Raw genomic sequence first — 16,275 nt, forward strand, 5'->3', positions numbered from 1 at the left:
GAGTGGGACGTGAGCACCTACAAGAGCATCTTTATCGACGGCAAGGAAGTTTTTTCCTTCCGTAACGAGTTTCATCCGGAAACCGTGTACTACTTCACGTTGGCCGACCTTCAAAGACTTCGCGGTCGAGAAGCCTTGCCATACACGGTCGGTGCTTACGGTGGCGACCCTTACGAAGATGATCTGTCCGAACTTGAGCTTCCGGTGTTCATGGCATCCGCGCGCGATGTTAGGGAAAGACTTGAGGTAATGGGCTATGGCGAACCGCTCGTGCGGCGGCTGTACGAGCTGATTCTTAGTGAACGCTCGTCCGGGCTTTATATGCAAAAGGAAAATGGGCCTAACGATCAGGACGGTCTTGGCGATCCCCTCACGCTCGAAGATTGGCCGTATGACGATTGGAAGTGTGACGTCAGCGATCATGTAAAGCTGAAAAGGCACCTCGACCGCCCGGTCGACGCCGTCGGTCTTCGCGATCTCGGACCGCTCAGCGTGATCCAGGAGATGGATGAGCGAATCGTGATGCGCGCGATTTTGGAGTCAGTGGAGGACACGGCGCAAGTCGCGGTTGACGCCGGGGAGCTTGAAGAATGCGATTGGCTTACCGTTTACGGCGACGACAAATACGACGGTTTCGGGTCAGTGGACCTCAATAAGGGACGAGGAGTTGGACCGCCAATCGTTATCACCGAGGGCAGCTTCGACGCATTCGTTCTCAGTAACGCGATCGCGTTACTGAGACCACACCTCGTCTCCTATGTAAAGTTTCTAGACTACGACGCGGGCGCTGAAGGTGGAGCATCCGCCGCTGTCCGGACGCTCAAAGCATTTGCTGCGGCCGGCGTCGCCAACCGAATTGTGGCTATATTTGATAACGACAGCGCCGCCTACGAGGCCGTCATGGGATTACGAGACACGCGGCTGCCCAGCCACTATCGAGTCATTCACTACCCCGATCTCGACCTGGCGGCCGAGTACCCAACTCTCGGCCCCCAGGGGCAAGCCACTATGAACGTCAACCGCTTAGCGGGATCCATCGAGCTTTACCTCGGCAGGGACGTACTTTGCGACGCCAGCGGGCTACGACGCCCAGTTCAATGGAAGGGCTACATGGGCAAAGTCAAGTCCTACCAGGGAGAAGTGGTCGACAAGGGCGCGGTTCAACGTGCGTTCCGCGAGAAACTCCAAGCAGCCCAAGGGAATTCAGACCTGATTGAAAACCAGGACTGGTCCGGGATAGAGCTGATCCTTGATCATCTCGTTAGCAAACTTGGCTCATTCTGAGACGAGGTCTGATCCAGCGTCGCCATCCACCACAGTAGACCTATCGTTCCGTTCGGGCGTCTGCACGGCGCTTCGCTTCGAGGTTTCTGCTATCTGCGCCATTTGGGTGGCCAGATGCGATGCAATGCCTGCACGATGGCCGCGGCGAACCCGGACCGGCGGGTGGGCTGGGGCTCAGTTCGTTGCTGAGCGAGCAGGCGGCGATCGTCTTCCCGGTTGGTCCTGATCTGGGATTCGGTGAAGGTTCGGGCCCATTGGACCTGGCCGCGTTCGATGATGTAGTGGGAGCGGCATGGCAGTGCCCAGTTGCCGATGGATGGCCGTAGGGATACGCGACCGTCAAGTGTGAGCACCCACTGTGACCGGGACAGCGGTGTGACGACTTCGTTGCCGCAGCCGCAGCAGCACAAGTGTGCAGCCGTCGAGTACGGCACGGACACGTACAACACGCCAGGTTGCAACGGCGATGGGAAGCTCTCGACGAACTCCGGGACGATGCTCGGCACTGTGCTCATCCGACCTCCCGGTTACGGATTTCCCCGGTGAAGACCTTGTAGAGCGTCTCGATGGCCGGCGTGTGTTCGGCGTAGTAGCCGAGGTACTTCTTCCACGCGATGACGGCCAACAGCGCGTTGAACGCGTTGAGATCGGCCGTTTGGATGTTGCGGTCGTACTCATCCGGGCCGACGCCCTGTGTCTTGGCCGGCGCGTCTTCTACACTGCGCTCCGGAAAATGCGTGGTCATGCGCAGCAGCCCCGACAGGCGTCCATCGGTCTCCTCGATGCCCATCCCGACGTCGATGAAAGGCACTCGGTGCGCAGTCAGCCAAGACATGATCGCGGGGCCGACGGCCGCATCGGCCGCAGCCAGAAATACGAAGGTGGCTCCGTCGAGTAGCGAGAGGTTCGTCTCGTCGAGGTACACCGGATGCGCCGTGATGCCGGTGTGCATGTGTCCGTACAGGTTCGCGTAGTACTCCGCCTTGTTCGGCCGGCTCTGCAGATCCGCCTCGTCGACCGCGCCCGGTGCCCGGAAGGCGTTGTGGTTGTCCAGGTGATCGCCGTCGACCAGGTCGATGGTGTCGACCCAGGTCTTGGCGACTTGGTCGAGGATGTAGCTGCCGGTGCCGCCCAGCCCGATGATGACGATCCGCTGGCCGCGGAACTTTTGGTTGAGTCGGGCCAGCCCGGATCGGGATGAGGCGGTGTCGCGGTAAACGAAGGGGAGATCGTCCTCAATCTCGTCCCACCTCGCTCCCGGCATGGGAGTGACGGTGGGGTCGATGGCCTGGGCGGGGTGCGACAGAATCCGCACGTAGGCGGTGACCTTCTCGTATTGGTCCGAGTACCCGTTGGGCGGCTTGCTGGAGAGCATGAACTTGGCCACCAGGTCGTCCGTGATTGCCCGGTCCTGGGGTGACGCGGCGGACAGAGGACGCCCGTGCTCGTCACACGGCTGGTCGCCGATGAACCAGATGCGGTGGTCGCCGCTGTCATCGTTGATCCGGTCCCCGCTCAGGGTGACCGGGTACGTCAGGCGCCCGTACGCCACAGCACCGCTGGTGGTGACGTACGGGATTCGACGGATGATCAGGTGGCCGCCCTGGACGACGAGGTCGTACCCGTCGTCCAGGAGGCGGCTCGTCGAGGGGTCACGAACGAGTGGTGCGGTATACATCGAAAACCATGCCGTCCTTGATCTCGACCTTGTGGCCCGGCGTCAGCGACCCGGTGGTGTGTCCGTGCGGGCCGTGGGAGTACTCGACCGTGGCGGTGTCGCCGTCGCCGAGTGGCTGGTTCGGGTAGGCGAGGTCGTACATCTCCTCGTAGCTGATCTGCTTGCTGGACCACTCGAAGCGGCGGGTGTTCACGATGATGGTGGTGCGCTTGTGGTCGTTGCGGTTCGGCTCGTTGGCCGCCGGGGCCGCGACGTTGACGTCGATTTGATCGGACGCTTCGGACACGGGAGTCCTCATTTCTGTCCGGTGGACGCCACCGGACCTACACTTCACGCGTAGGCGACGCGTGCATACCGTTTCGTCATGGTCAAGATACCATAGCGGTATGGCGCCTGTCCGTGTGTCGGGGAGAGTGTTGAGCGAGAACGCCGAACGGGTTGGCCGGCGCATCCGTCAGCTTCGCGAGGAGCAGGGATGGACGCAGGGCGAGCTTGCCGTGCGCCTGGGGCGAACGCAGACCGCCATCAGCTACTGGGAATCGGGCCGGCGGGCGCCGGGCATCGATGAGCTGGTCGAGCTGGCCGAGCAGTTCGGGGTCACCGCGTCGGAGCTGCTGCCCGGACCGGCCCGAGCGCGCCCTATTCCGGCCCTCTTGCGTGCCGTGGCCGAACAGGTCGACGCGACCCAGCTGGCCAAAGAACTCGAAGAGTTCGCTCTCGCGGCCCAGAGGCGCCGTCCACCGGCTGTTCGATGGCGCATCCTCGCAGCATCTTCTCGAGACACCGCCGAAGCATTGCTCGCGACGGCAGGCATCGAGGAGCCAGCAGTCCCAGTCGATCAATTGATCACTGACTGCGGTATCCGCCTTCTCCAGTGGGACTTCATCAACCACAGCGTCGACGGCCTCGTCGTTGAACTCGACGATGGCCCCGCGATCGGCATCAACAAAACTCAGAGCCCGCTGCGCCAACGATTCACCGCCGCGCACGAACTCGGTCATTATCTTCTACGCCACACCGACCGCTTCCACGTCGACTTCGGCGGCGACCTATCGCCTGGCGCATCGGGCGAGCACCCCGACTACGACTGGCGCGCCGAGCGGGCCGCCAACGACTTCGCGGCGAACCTGCTCATGCCTGCCAGTATGATGCGGGCCGCGTTCGCGCGTGGGCCGGACATTCACGCCCTCGCGGCCGAGTTTGACGTCAGCACGGCCGCGATGGGCTTCCGGCTTACCAACCTTCGGCTTCGATAGCCTGCTCGCCTGTGCGGCGACCCTCGGGGTGGAGCCGCACCCCAACGCCCCGATCGCGCTTGAGTCGGGTCGGGCCGGGGTCGGGCCCGCGAGTCCCTGGCTATCGCCAGCGGGCGGTGCTTAAGCGCAAGACGCCCTGGCGTGTTCCGCCGGGGCGTCCTCGTATTACACAAGTAGAAAGCTGGCACTCACAATTAGTGACCTGCTGGTCACGCCAGGCTTTTGCAGTTCTGTGACGTGCCCCCGGCTGGAGACAAATCTGCGCTCGTGTTGTTTTCGATTCGAGCGCTGACCTGGTCTTTTGTCGGATTTCGCTCGGCTCGAGCGGCTACTGTGGCGGCGCAGGTTGGTGCCCTCGTCGTGAGCTCGTGCCCGGAAGTCGCGGCCCTGCAGGAGTCGACCCACTGGGGTCCGTGGACGTAGATGACGTCCTGTCAGGGCGGTGGTGTGTTTGCGCGGGCGAGGATGCCGAAGGCGGCGAGCGCGCACGCAGCGCTGATGGCCGTCATGGTGGTGGCACCGCCAACGGTGGTGGTGACGGTGACGGCGGCAAGCGGGGCGCCGGCTTCGACGAGGGTGACGGGGGTGTTGAGGGTGACGGGGGTGTTGAGGGTGTCGGCAATGGTGGCGTAGACGGTGGTGCCGTACGGGTCGGCGAGCAGCGCCCGTGCGGCGAGGGGGGCGACACCGAACTCGATGCCGAACGCGATCATTCCGACGGCGGCGCCGGTCCGGCTCGCCGCGATCCACGGCAGGGTCGCCGCGGCGTCGGCCTGTTCGGCGAACACACCGGCAACGGCCGTCGTCAGAGACCCCTGGCGGCGGGCGCCTGTGAGCAGGAGCCGTCCGCTCACGGACAGCACGCCGAGCGGCCCGGCCACCGTGGCGGCGAACGTGGCCGGATGGCCGCGGCTGACGAGGAACCCGATGAGGTGGACGGTCATCGCGCTCACCGCGCTGCTGTGCGCGGCGAAGGCGAGCGCGCGAGCCACCAGAACCGTCCGTCCCGGCGGGCCGCCGGACCGCCGCCGCCCGCTCGGCGACGGTGGAGCGCGGGCCGGTGCCGGGCCGGGTCGGTGTCCGCACGACGACGTACAGCGTTACCGCGACCGTCGCGTACACCGCGGCGAGGATGCGCAGGCTGCTGCGCCAGCAGTAGCGGTGCTCGAGCAGGCCGGTCAGCGGCATGAAGATCGTCGAGGCGAACCCGCCACGACGATCATCGCCAGGATCGCCGCCGACCGCCGATCGGCGTCGAACCACGACACGACGACGGCGGTCGCCGCGTCGTACAACGCCTCATCATCGCGACGCCGAGCCCCGCGAACACGATGTACAGCTGCCAGATCGCCTCGACCCGGGACCAGGCCACGAGCAGCAGCGCGCCGGTAAGTGAGCCGACAGTCATGAGGCCACGGACGGTCACCACGCTCATCGAGCGCATCCATGGACAGCGGCGACGTAGGCTTCGACTGCGTGTTGATGTCGCTTGAGTTGCGCAGTTGCCTGCTGTTAGCGGCAGCAGTACAACAGACGAAGCACCTCACCCATTGCATCAGATGCTGCTGACAACGGGAATGCTTAATTCAACTTAGATGCTCGTCGAGGAACGCTCATTTGCATCCTGTCGCTCGGTTGGCAATCGCTCGATTATCGAGAGCGTGAAGGCTGCGGCGGCCCCTGCGGCGTACGTCGACCACTCAGCCTCCGCCTTCGCTTCACCGGTGTCCGAAACCCCCCTAACTACGAGCAGTTCTGGCTGGGCCTCTCTCCGATCCGCTACTACCCGCGTAATGCCAATAGATTCCATCTCGATCGCCAGGATGTTCGTCCGCGCATCTTTGACTTCGGGTGAAAGAGAATTAGTCACTAGCAGGTCACTGCTCAGAATCGCACCGAAGTGGACTCGTGGTTGAGTAGTGGTTTGGTCGGGGCGTGGCGTGGTGAGATTGGGCCTCCAGGTTGTCGCCGTCGCGCGAGCGATGCTGCGTAGCTCCAAGCTCGTGTCATATGCCTTTAGCCGGGATCGCGCCTCGCCGGGCTGAACGCGAATGGAATCGAAACCTATGATTTGATTAGCAACTACGATATCACCTAGGCGAAGATCGTCCAGGGCTGCCGCCGTTCCTGCCGCGATGCCTACGAGGAAGATGTATCGAGGATGCCAAGTGTCGATTATCTCTTGCGCAATGCGAGACGTTTCGAACGCGCCGGGTCCCGCTGCACCGCTTAGTAGTAGACGGTGTCCACCAACTTCAAATATGTGAAGCACATGACCCCTCCGTGCGACTCGCCGAATGCCGGTCGATACTAGCTGGAGAAATGCCGCCTGCTCAACCGAGATGGTGGCAATTACTGCGATGTCAATTTCCTGATTTGACGCGTCCCGTTCGGTGTCATGGAGCACCACCGCGCCTTCCGGATCGCGGATGCTCGAACCTACTGAATGGGCGGCCCCAAATTCGCGAAATGACATACCTTGCGGATTGTCGACCCGACCTGACAGTGCGTACAGATTGACGATAGCTTTAAGGTCACCTCGACCAGCGGCTTCTCGATACAGTGCTTCGGCGCCCGCCGTGTCGCCGGCTTCGGTGCGCAGGTCCGCGAGTAGCCGCAGAGCGCTTACGTCGCCGCGCTGAGCCGCTTCGTGGGCGGCTGCTTCGGCGCCGACGACATCGCCGTTGGCGTGTCGAAGGTCTGCGAGCAGTCGCAGCGCACCAACGTCGCCGCGTTCGGCGGCTTCTCGATACAGTGTTTCGGCGCCCGCCGTGTCGCCGGCTTCGGTGCGCAGGTCCGCGAGTAGCCGCAGAGCGCTTACGTCGCCGCGCTGAGCCGCTTCGTGGGCGGCTGCTTCGGCGCCGACGACATCGCCGTTGGCGTGTCGAAGGTCTGCGAGCAGTCGCAGCGCACCAACGTCGCCGCGTTCGGCGGCTTCTCGATACAGTGCTTCGGCGCCCGCCGTGTCGCCGGCTTCGGTGCGCAGGTCCGCGAGTAGCCGCAGAGCGCTTACGTCGCCGCGCTGAGCCGCTTCGTGGGCGGCTGCTTCGGCGCCGACGACATCGCCGTTGGCGTGTCGAAGGTCTGCGAGCAGTCGCAGCGCACCAACGTCGCCGCGTTCGGCGGCTTCTCGATACAGTGCTTCGGCGCCCGCCGTGTCGCCGGCTTCGGTGCGCAGGTCCGCGAGTAGCCGCAGAGCGCTTACGTCGCCGCGCTGAGCCGCTTCGTGGGCGGCTGCTTCGGCGCCGACGACATCGCCGTTGGCGTGTCGAAGGTCTGCGAGCAGTCGCAGCGCACCAACGTCGCCGCGTTCGGCGGCTTCTCGATACAGTGCTTCGGCGCCCGCCGTGTCGCCGGCTTCGGTGCGCAGGTCCGCGAGTAGCCGCAGAGCGCTTACGTCGCCGCGCTGAGCCGCTTCCCAGAGAAGTGCCTCCGTGCCCTGCGTGTCGCCAGCTTTCTGTCGTAGTTTGGCTAGTAGCCGTAACGCACTCAGGTCCCCACGGTCAACGGCCTCCTGAAGGAGCGCCTGTGCACTCGCATTGTCACCAGTGTTGAGGTCTACTTCGGCGAGTCGTCGAAGCGCTGTGACAGTCTCCGGATGATCTGCTCCAAGGAGCATGCGCCGCGACTCTAGGATCTGCTGGTACAGCAACCGAGCACGTGCAATGTCTCCTAGTCCGGCAAGCGTCGTTGCGAGGTTATTCATCGAGGCGAGAGTGTCCGGATGTTCCGGCCCGATGACTCTGCGGCGCAACGCTAGGACCTGCTCATGAAGATCACGAGCCTTTGCCATGTCGCCGCGTCGTGCTAGCAGGACCGCCAAGTTGTTGATGGAAGTGAGGGTGTCGGGGTGCTCCGGTCCGAGCAGCTGTAGCCGAATCTCAACGACCGCCTGGTTCAGATCCTCCACATCTTGATCTGATCCGGCGGATGACTGGGGACCGTAGGTTGCGGCCGTTTGGAGTACGACTGCGAGGTTGGCTAGGTACGTGGCTGCCTCCAACGAGTTGCGCACCGGGGCGGTGACAGCCTGGCGAGCAGCTGGTACCGCTTCCCGCAAGTCGGAGACGCTTCCACTCCGGTCGAAGCGGCTGATGAGGGCGGCGGCGAAGTTGGACAGATACTTGCCCCGGCTCGGGTCGTCCGTCGAAGTCGCGTTTGTGGCATCTCGGAGCAGCGAGATCGCCTCATCAAGGTCTGATGCCGAACCGGTGGAGGTGGCCCTCGCTTGTAGCGCCGCCCCCAAGTTGGCGAGGTACATACCCTGTCGCGCGTGCCCGGAGGGTACTGCCGCAGCCGCTCGGCGAGCGAGCGCAACGGCCTCATCTAGATCAGATCGGCTGCCTGTGACGTCGTAGCGAGTACCGAGCGCTGCCCCCAGGTTTGACAGGTACGTCGCTGCCTCTGCGGTGCCCGGTGGCAATGCGGCAATCGCCTCCCGCAGCAGGCCGATCGCCTCGTCAAGCGCACCGACATCGCCACTCCGGTCGAAGCGGCTGATGAGGGCGGCGGCGAAGTTGGACAGATACTTGCCCCGGCTCGGGTCGTCCGTCGAAGTCGCGTTTGTGGCATCTCGGAGCAGCGAGATCGCCTCATCAAGGTCTGATGCCGAACCGGTGGAGGTCGCCCTCGCTTGTAGCGCCGCCCCCAAGTTGGCGAGGTACATACCCTGTCGCGCGTGCCCGGAGGGTACTGCCGCAGCCGCTCGGCGAGCGAGCGCAACGGCCTCATCTAGATCAGATCGGCTGCCTGTGACGTCGTAGCGAGTACCGAGCGCTGCCCCCAGGTTTGACAGGTACGTCGCTGCCTCTGCGGTGCCCGGTGGCAATGCGGCAATCGCCTCCCGCAGCAGGCCGATCGCCTCGTCAAGCGCACCGACATCGCCACTCCGGTCGAACCAAGACCATCGGTCGTCGGCGAGCTGTGCGTAGACGCTCCACTTTTGCACTGTGTGCTTAGGCATTCGTACTGCCTTCACCGAGATCCCTGGTCCATGACAGTTCGCGACTCAGCGTGACTTTCATTCGCAGCATGCTGGTAGTGGGGTTGTAGAAAGCTGGTACTTCGTCTCCCATAGGCTGTCCCTCCGTCGCATCTGCCCCAGCGATAGCCTGAGGCTGAGGTTCAACCTGCGGATCTAGGAAGTCATCCGAACTCGCCGGCGCTGTTGGTTCTCCTGCAGACGTGGCCGAAGCGGCTCCTAGGCCATGAACAAGGATCTCGACGCCGTCGACCGCTCCCCACAGGGCGTGTATATGCAAGATCTCGAGTTCTATGTCGAGAGGTTTTATCGCCATCCCAGCGAGCACCCTGACGAGCGACTCTAAGTTCCGCCACCGGGGGACGGCCGTGCCGCGAAGTACTGCGCTGACGCCCTCATGGCTCAAGGTGCCGGGCATTTCGTCGTCGGACTTGATCTTCTCGCTGATCGCACGAACGGGTGGCTTAGAAGCGAGCTGGTACAGCCGATGGATGGCCTCGACGAGCCTCCGTTGCGGCCCCGGCGGCAGCCGGTCTTCGCTCGGCATCCGAACACCCGGCAATGTGGTGGTCCCGTCAGGCGGTGTCAGGTTTGGTCAGCATTCTACAGACGGGGGCGGCGTCGTGTCCTCGGTTGGCGCCTTGGTGGAGCGTCCTGTCCGCCGCAGTTCGGGCGGTTTTGAGCGACTTTACCGTTATTTACATGAGTCGACGCAGACCCCACCCCAAGCGGCCTCAGCGCGAGGCGCGCATAGCCGGACTCAGTAACAACCGGCTGACCGACGCTGCGATCCGCGGCACGATCTCTGGCACTGTGCGTGCACTCGCGCAGTGGCTTATCGAGTACCTACACACTCACTGACGGCCCTCGCGCCTCGACTGCGGCCCGCCCACACGTGGAACACGTGGAGGCGGGCCGCATCTTTGTTGACTCCTTCATAGCGCCGGGTGAATCACAGATCGCCACGCATGTGGACACAGCGCCGGGACCCTGACGGCAAGCCGGGATCCGTAAGGAGTCATGGCCATCTTGACGTCCTCAGCCGGGCGCTCGCGGGGAGCGTCGCGTGTCACGGCAGTTCAGGACGTCGCAGCGGTGGAAGGGGGTAGGTCGCTTCGACGATCAGCACACCCCGTGGGGTGGCGCAGTTCTTTTTGGTGCCCCCGGCGGGTCCCCCGGAGCATGGGAAACGGCGGTGACTGGCCGCGATACCGACGTCGTGGTCATCGACGGTTGCTGGCCGTTGCCGCCGCGCGGACTGTAGCAGCGGCTCGAACCCGGGACCGAAGGGCTCGAACCCGGTGGACCATACATTGCAGAATCCGAACCGCATTCCAGCAGCTCACGGCCCGATTGTGACAGTCAGGCCAGTCGGAACCCGGCGGTCATAGGATCGACGGGAGCTGATTCGAATCTCCGGGCGGATACGTCCCAAAGCTGCGCACCCTCGGGCCGCTTGGCTGTAGCGGCTGATCTGCCGATCAGCTAACCCGCAGGTATGCGCGATCGTTCCCACGTTCTGTCGGTCCCCAAGAACATGGAAACAGGCCGTGACCAGCGCCGATGCGACAGCGTGGTCATCGACGGTCGCTGGCCGGTGGCCGCCGGGAGGGCAAGTAGCAAGCTGTTCGAGCCCGTCCGCATCGAAGATGTCGAACGGGCTCGAACCCGGTGAACCGAAGTTGGCGGAGAGACCACGCCTTCCTTGTTCAAGGACCGGAGGTGACGGTTGCGGCGGTGCGGCGTCGGCACGAGCCGCAAGGTGCGGGTGCTCCTCGGCAGTGACGATGGTCAGGTCGCGTTGAGGGGCTGGTGTCGGAGGTCGGACACGCACCATTACCCAACGCCCTGACATGCTATCGGGGTGGCTGGCGGTCCCATGAGCTGCCTGACGACGTGTTCGCGGTGCCGCTGACGACCGCAGGCGGTGGCGGTCACGTTCGGATTTTGGGGGACTGGCCGCCCCATGGCCACCACGTCCTCCCGACCGGATCGCGGCAGGAGTGCGCCCCCGATCATGGCCGTCCCAAGGTCGTGCCGACGGCTTGCGAATCGCAAATGGCGCGCGAGGTCCGAGGTCGCGTCGTCCCTTCGTGCGTTATCGGCCTCACTCTCGTGGTCGTTGCCGTCAAATGCATCCTGGTGTAACGCATCGAATGCACTGTGTATCGTCAGGGTCATGGGCGGCCGTTCAACGGTCTGGATCACGTTGGGCGTGGTCCTAGTCATCGCCGTGCCGGCTGCAGGCCTACTGGCCGGTCGGAACCCCCCGGTGCTAGTGGGTGTGGTCTGTGCTGTGATTATCGGGGCAGGAGCGCTGCTGCAGCCGTGGGTCCAGAGCACGGTGACACGGTGGTCCGATTCTCAGCGCATCCGGACGAGCCGACTCCCGAAGGTCCGCGACTATGCTGACCTGCCTTTGCATCTGGGAGTGCATCCTGCCATTCCGCTGCGGGAACCACGCGCCGAATTGTCGGACCAGCTTCCCGCCTACATCGACCGTGATGTCGATCCTCAGCTTCGGTCGGCGCTGCGCACGATGCAAAACACCGGCGGCTTCATTCTGCTGGTCGGCGCCGCAGCAAGCGGCAAGACCCGTTGCCTCTACGAGGCTATCCGCGCCGAGGTACCAACCTGGCCGATCCTAGTCCCGGACGACCTGCAGCAACTCGATCACCTGTCCGCCGGCCGGGTCGTGATATGGCTCGACAACGTCGGCGACCCAATCGCCGAAGGTCGCATCTCGGTCGGTACGATCCGCAAGCTCCTCGCGGTCCGTCGACGACCAGTCATCGTCCTCGGAGCCATCTGGCCGAAGCAGTACGAAAAGCTTCGGACTGCTAACCGAGCCGTGCTGCCGCCTGGTGAGCGCGGCGCCCAACCAGCCGACGGTACAGACGCAGTGCTGGCACTCGCGCGACCGTTCGAGGTCGCGCCACACTTAAGCGACGCTGAGATGGAACGCGCCCGTCAGGTTGCGGAATTTGATCCGCGGGTCGGTGAAGTGCTCGCCCATCCGGTGCTCGACGGGGCAACAGCGCTCCTCGCCGCCGCACCTGAGCTGCTACGACGCTTGAGCGTGCCTGGGGACGCTATTGGCGGCCGAGTGCTCACCGCCGCTGTTGACGCCCGCGTCCACGGTCATCCGGACGTGCTGCCAGCGCGGCTGCTCGAAGAGTTGACCGAACGGGCCTACCTATCTCCAAGCCAACGAGCTTTGCTCGTACGTGACTGGTTTACCGATGCCGTTACTTGGGCGACCGAGCCGGTCCGCGGCGACATCGCCGCTCTACGCCCGCACGGCAGTCGGCCTGGCACCATCGAGGGTTACCAGGTCTCCGATATTCTCGTTCAGCGGGCCGGCGAGCAGGCCTCCATCACACCTGAACAGGTAACGGTCCTGATCGAACTGGCCACGCCCGACGCCTGCATCGGCATCGGCGCTGCGCTGTATCAGGCAGGCCGCCGAGCGGGCGCCGAGACCGCATGGCGTCGCGCAGCCGCAGCCGGCCTTGCCACAGGCATGTTCAACCTGGGGATCCTGTTCAGCGACGACGATGCCACCCAGTCGCGCGCCTGGTACCTGCAGGCCGCGCGTGCGGGTCATGCGCCGTCGATGACCTCCACCGGCTATCTTGCCGAAATCGGTGGCGACCCGACAACCGCGCAGCACTGGTACACGCGGGCGGCGGAACTGGGCGACCAGCGCGCCGCCTTCAACCTGGCGCTGATGGCGGAGCGGAATGGTGATCTTGCGACGGCCCTTCGTTGGTACACAACCAGCGCCGAACTCCGTGATGTCGACTCGATGGTGAACCTCGGCACGCTCCTTGCGGACCAGAAGGACGTCGACGGCGCCACACGGTGGATGCGGCGAGCCGCCGAGGCCGGCAGCGTCATGGCCATGGGCAACCTTGGCCAGTGGCTGCGCAAACATGGTGATCTCACAGAGGCTCGCGAGTGGCTGCAACGCGGCGCCGAAGCCGGAGGTAGTGGTGCAATGTTCGGCCTCGCGGCGTTGCTCGACGAGATAGACGGCGATCTCGCGAATGCGATCGCATGGTACGAGAAAGCAGTCGATGCAGGTTCAACGCGCGCGGTCAACAACCTCGGGATGCTGCTGTGGCGCGCCGGCGACCTAGCCGCAGCTCGGCACTGGCTCGAGCGTGCGGCCGAGACCAGCGAGGCCAAAGCGATGGCGAACCTTGGTGAACTCGCGTTGGCGGAGGGGGCCACCAACGAGGCAATTGACTGGTTTCAGCGCTCGACCGCAGCCGGTGACCCCCGAGCCGCGTTGCATCTGGCGGACATAGCCTTTCGGGCTGGCCAAATCCAGGACGTTCGCGACAACTTCACCGCCGCCTTGCGAGCCGAGAACACCGCAATGTTCCTTGCACTGGGACATGCGTTGCACCGAGCGGGGCATCCCGAGCCACTGCACGACGCATTTCAGCAGAGGGCCGCGACGGCGCACCCCACCGCGCTCCTCATTAGCCAGATGCTCATGATGCTCGGCGACCATCCTGCCGTCACGACCTGGCTCAAAAGCGCCAGCCTCGACCGCGACGCACAGATGATTCTTGGGTTGACCTTCATGCTCGCGTGCGACGGGCATACCGACGCACTAAGATACTGGCGTGATCGCGCTGAGGTCGAAGGCCGATCCGACTACACGGCCGTACTGGATCTCCTCGCCACCCAAACCGCTCAGCAGATGCGCGCCGGAAGACTGCCGCCGCCACCCGCGCCGTAGTCGCTATACGGTGTCGCGAGTACAGGTGCAGCACGCTAATCGTGAAGGCAGAAACGACACCTTGGTGCTACAGACCTTGAAAGTTGGGGTTGATCGATGTCATGTCGGCGTGTTGCCGTGACATCGGTCGATGGGTTCTTGTAGGTCGAAGGGATGAGGTATCCCGATGGTGGCGGTCTGATCGGGCAGGACTTGGGCACGCGCCCCGTGTTCGCGCCACCGATGGCGGATACCGTCGCTGACCTTGACGAGCTGGCGGCGGAGGGGCCGGACTTGCTGGCGATCGTCTACCGTCTGGCCACTGGCCTGTTTCAGGACTTCGGAGTCGTGGAGGCACCGCAGATCACCGCTGATGGCCGGGTCCGGCGTCGGTACTGGTCCAACCAGGCGCAGGCCGTCGTGCAGCGATGGGCTGCGAATCACGGTGTCGAGGTCACCGACGAAACGCTCCGGTGACGGACAGTCGTCACCACCGCCGTGACTGTGTCGGTGCGCTGGATGCGCTGGTCTCTATCGCTTCGACCGCGAGATCGAGGATGCGACCCGCGGTGGCCGGTTCCAAGACATCCTCCTCGGCGATGTCGCCAGCGGTGACGCGCTGCCAGAGGTCCTCCAGCGGCGCCTGGCGCTGCAGCCGGCCGACGACCGAGTCGTCGGCAGACGACGAATCGCCGTCGTACTCCGGGGTCGGGCTGAGGAGCCACGTCGCTGTGTCGTTGCGCCCGACGGCGAGAAGGTTCGCGACGTTGATGCTTGCGTGCCGCTCGTCGGCACTGACCTCGACGAACGCGATGAGGAGTAGTTCACCGGGCCACGCGGTGGTCGTCGCGACGACGACCTTGATCTCGGCATCGTCGAACTTGATGATTGCCACCTCCGAGGCGCGGTCGGCCTGAAGGTCGGAGCCACCACACGGGCCAGCGCGACGAGTTCCTGCCACACCACAGCGACCGGCCGAGCCTCGGCGCCGACCCTGTGCCTGCCGAATATGCCATCCGGGCAGTTCAGGCGGCATGATCGTACTGGCGGAGGACGCCGCCGAGGCGGTCATGCCGATGAATGTTCAGGTGGGCGAGCCGGTCTGGATCGGTGATCGGTTCGGGTAGTGGGGCCAGTGGCCGGGCGTTGGCGATGCCCTGGTGGGGTCTGTGCTCGTTATAGAAGGTCTCGTACTCGCGTAGTGCGTGCAGCAGGTGACGTTGGTTGAGGATCAGTGTCCGGTCGAGCAGTTCGCGCCGGCAGGTCCGTATCCAGCGTTCCATGACCGCGTTCATCCGGGGCATCCGGACGCCGCTGAGCAGGACCGCGATTCCTGCGTCGGCGAGGACAGCGTCGAACAGAGCCGGGTACTTGCCGTCCCGGTCGCGGATCAGGTACCTCACCCGGCATCCCGCGTCCTGCAGGTCCATCACCAGGTTGCGGGCGGCCTGGGTCACCCACGCCGCGGTGGGATGCGCGGTCGCGCCGAGGATCCGGATACGGCGGCTGGTGTGCTCGACGACCGCGAGGACGTACATCCTGGTTCCGGTCAGCGTGATCGTCTCGAGGAAGTCCGCGGCCAGCAGCGCCTTGGCCTGCGAACGCAGGAATTGCGCCCAGGTCGTGGCGGCCCGGTCCGGGGCCGGATCGATCCCGGCCTCGCGCAGGATCTCCCAGACCGTGGATGCGGCGACCTTGACTCCGAGGGTGAGCAGTTCCCCGTGCACCCGCCGGTACCCCCAGGACGGGTTCTCCCGGACCAGGCGCAGCACCAGCGCGCGCACCGAACCGATGGTGCGCGGCCGTCCTCGTCGGCGGGGACGCGACGCCGCCGCGTGGCGGCGAGCATGCAGGTCACGATGCCAGCGCAGAATGGTGTCGGGCCGCACTAACAGCCGCAGGCTGTACAGACTGGGTCTGGGCAGCGTGCTGAGCAGCGCGGCCAGCCATGCCCGGTCGGCTGGCTCGAACTGGACCCGCTGCCCGCCGAGCTGGCGGTGCAGCACGGCGAGCTGGTGCCGTAGGGCAAGGATCTCCGCGTCCTTGTCACGGTCGCTGCCTGGCAGTAGCCGCAGCAGCGCGAGCGCGTTGGTGACGCCCAGGTATGCCAGTCGCAGCAGCATGAGACGGCATCATCGCGTAGTCACCGACGGCGACGGCAAGCAGGACACGGGGACAGACCCGACAATCAAGATCGCATTCGTATGGTGGACTGCCCTCTGACCAGCACGGACGCATTTGTCGGCAGGTACAGCGCCGGGATCGGCGGCCTTGCTCAAGGTGCTCCGAAACTCCAACAGCATAGGTAATCTGTCCGAGTTTGTACTAGAAAAAACGAGTCCTC

General features: G+C 64.5%; 11 protein-coding genes. 4 read left to right on the top strand and 7 right to left on the bottom strand.

Features of this window, described 5'->3' with window-relative positions; translation table 11 throughout:
- Positions 1-9 precede the first annotated feature (9 nt).
- Positions 10-1,284 (top strand): HEPN/Toprim-associated domain-containing protein, encoded by a 1,275-nt coding sequence (locus ACQEVU_RS12060; RefSeq protein WP_433322817.1) that lies wholly within the window; start codon positions 10-12, stop codon positions 1,282-1,284.
- Positions 1,285-1,373: 89 nt separating this feature from the next.
- Here the strand turns inward: ACQEVU_RS12060 and ACQEVU_RS12065 are convergent, their stop codons facing one another.
- Genes ACQEVU_RS12065 through ACQEVU_RS12075 form a run of 3 tightly spaced genes read right to left on the bottom strand, consistent with a single transcriptional unit; the run spans position 1,374 to position 3,248 of the window.
- A complete protein-coding gene (locus ACQEVU_RS12065; protein ID WP_433322818.1) occupies positions 1,374-1,799 on the bottom strand; it encodes a DUF6527 family protein in 426 nt (141 codons plus the stop codon).
- Complete coding sequence (locus ACQEVU_RS12070) at positions 1,796-2,962, bottom strand: ThiF family adenylyltransferase (RefSeq protein ID WP_433322819.1); 1,167 nt, start codon at positions 2,960-2,962, stop codon at positions 1,796-1,798. The genes ACQEVU_RS12065 and ACQEVU_RS12070 overlap by 4 nt, the downstream gene beginning before the upstream one ends.
- Entirely contained in the window at positions 2,937-3,248 is a 312-nt protein-coding gene (locus ACQEVU_RS12075) for a multiubiquitin domain-containing protein (RefSeq protein WP_433322820.1), read from the bottom strand. Before ACQEVU_RS12075 ends, ACQEVU_RS12070 begins: the two co-directional genes overlap by 26 nt.
- A 130-nt stretch (positions 3,249-3,378) precedes the next feature.
- Here ACQEVU_RS12075 and ACQEVU_RS12080 point away from each other — a divergent pair, with 130 nt between their 5' ends.
- The gene (locus ACQEVU_RS12080) at positions 3,379-4,218 is read left to right on the top strand and encodes a helix-turn-helix domain-containing protein (RefSeq protein WP_433322821.1); all 840 of its coding nucleotides are present in this window, start codon (positions 3,379-3,381) and stop codon (positions 4,216-4,218) included.
- 434 nt (positions 4,219-4,652) lie between these two features.
- Here the strand turns inward: ACQEVU_RS12080 and ACQEVU_RS12085 are convergent, their stop codons facing one another.
- Together ACQEVU_RS12085 and ACQEVU_RS12090 are read right to left on the bottom strand one after the other, a co-directional pair.
- On the bottom strand, positions 4,653-5,210 hold the full coding sequence (locus tag ACQEVU_RS12085) for a hypothetical protein (protein ID WP_433322822.1): 558 nt from the start codon (positions 5,208-5,210) through the stop codon (positions 4,653-4,655).
- Between the two features lie 599 nt (positions 5,211-5,809).
- Complete coding sequence (locus ACQEVU_RS12090) at positions 5,810-9,181, bottom strand: tetratricopeptide repeat protein (RefSeq protein WP_433322823.1); 3,372 nt, start codon at positions 9,179-9,181, stop codon at positions 5,810-5,812.
- A 2,449-nt stretch (positions 9,182-11,630) separates the two neighbouring features.
- Here ACQEVU_RS12090 and ACQEVU_RS12095 point away from each other — a divergent pair.
- Together ACQEVU_RS12095 and ACQEVU_RS12100 are read left to right on the top strand one after the other, a co-directional pair.
- Positions 11,631-13,952, top strand: a complete 2,322-nt coding sequence (locus ACQEVU_RS12095) for an SEL1-like repeat protein (RefSeq protein ID WP_433322824.1) — start codon at positions 11,631-11,633, stop codon at positions 13,950-13,952.
- Positions 13,953-14,105: 153 nt separating this feature from the next.
- A complete protein-coding gene (locus tag ACQEVU_RS12100; RefSeq protein ID WP_433322825.1) occupies positions 14,106-14,408 on the top strand; it encodes a hypothetical protein in 303 nt (100 codons plus the stop codon).
- 10 nt (positions 14,409-14,418) lie between these two features.
- On the opposite strand, the gene ACQEVU_RS12105 is transcribed toward ACQEVU_RS12100, so the two are convergent.
- On the bottom strand, positions 14,419-14,826 hold the full coding sequence (locus ACQEVU_RS12105; protein ID WP_433322826.1) for a hypothetical protein: 408 nt from the start codon (positions 14,824-14,826) through the stop codon (positions 14,419-14,421).
- A gap of 130 nt (positions 14,827-14,956) precedes the next feature.
- Complete coding sequence (locus ACQEVU_RS12110; RefSeq protein ID WP_433322794.1) at positions 14,957-16,054, bottom strand: integrase core domain-containing protein; 1,098 nt, start codon at positions 16,052-16,054, stop codon at positions 14,957-14,959.
- Between the last annotated feature and the right edge of the window lie 221 nt (positions 16,055-16,275).

This window comes from Dactylosporangium sp. CA-139066, from assembly GCF_050936175.1.
In the GTDB taxonomy this organism is placed as follows: Bacteria; Actinomycetota; Actinomycetes; order Mycobacteriales; family Micromonosporaceae; genus Dactylosporangium.